At 72.2% G+C, this 801-nt stretch carries 2 protein-coding genes; both read right to left on the bottom strand.

Going from position 1 to position 801, the window contains the following annotated elements:
- Positions 1-288, bottom strand: a 288-nt coding sequence (locus GPJ59_RS36645; RefSeq protein WP_219672404.1) for a helix-turn-helix domain-containing protein, incomplete at its 3' end; no start/stop codon positions are given.
- Positions 285-800: an IS607 family transposase gene (locus GPJ59_RS36640; RefSeq protein WP_308120710.1), complete on the bottom strand. Its 516-nt coding sequence runs from the start codon at positions 798-800 to the stop codon at positions 285-287. The genes GPJ59_RS36645 and GPJ59_RS36640, both read right to left, overlap by 4 nt.
- Position 801 lies beyond the last annotated feature (1 nt).

Here is an 801-nt window from a genome sequence, read left to right as displayed (position 1 = left end):
CCACCAGTCCGTGAACCTGGGGTCGGTGTGCTTGGCGGCGTTGAACGACTTCCGCAGCGACGGCAACGACCACGGCCGCCACTCCGTCAGCTGGTCGGCTGGGATGCCGTACGTCTCCTCGGCCTTGCGCTGCCACCACGAGGCGGTCACCCAGCCCACAGCCCAGTTGTACGCGGCACGCGCGGCGCCGCAATGCGAGCGCAGGGCGTGCTCCTGGGCGGCGTTCGGGTCCAGGGCGAACCGGTACGCCTGCACCACGAACCCGGGCTGCGGGCGGAACTTCTTCACCCGTCGGCCTCGCCGGTCGCCACGGCCACCGCGCGGGCGGCCCGGTTCTTCGCCGCCCGCCGCCCGTACAGGCGCGCACACATCGACGTCAGCACCTCGGTGATGTCGCGCACCAGGTCATCGGCTGTCTCGGTGGGATCGAGGACGACCAGGCGCCGCCCGGACGCGGACAGGACGGCTTCGAGGTGCTCGACGCCGAACCGGGCCAGCCGGTCACGGTGCTCGACCACGATCACAGTGGAGTTCGGGTCGGACAGCAGGCGGTGCAGCTTGCGGCGCCGCCCGTTCAGCCCTGAACCCACTTCGGTGACGACCTCGGAGACGGCCAGGCCCAGCCCGTTCGCGCCGGCCACGACCCGGGCGGCCTGCCGGTCAAGGTCGGTCTTCTGGTCGGCGGACGACACGCGACAGTACGCCACGACCCGCCCGGACGGCTGGACGGCGACCTCATCGACCAGCCACGTCCCGGACGGCGCCTGGCGGACGGGGACGGGCATCTTCCCGTCCTTCACC

Origin of the sequence: Streptomyces bambusae (assembly GCF_019400985.1) — a bacterium.
Taxonomy (GTDB): domain Bacteria; phylum Actinomycetota; class Actinomycetes; order Streptomycetales; family Streptomycetaceae; genus Streptomyces; species Streptomyces bambusae_A.
This window is presented reverse-complemented; position numbering and strand designations above follow the sequence as displayed.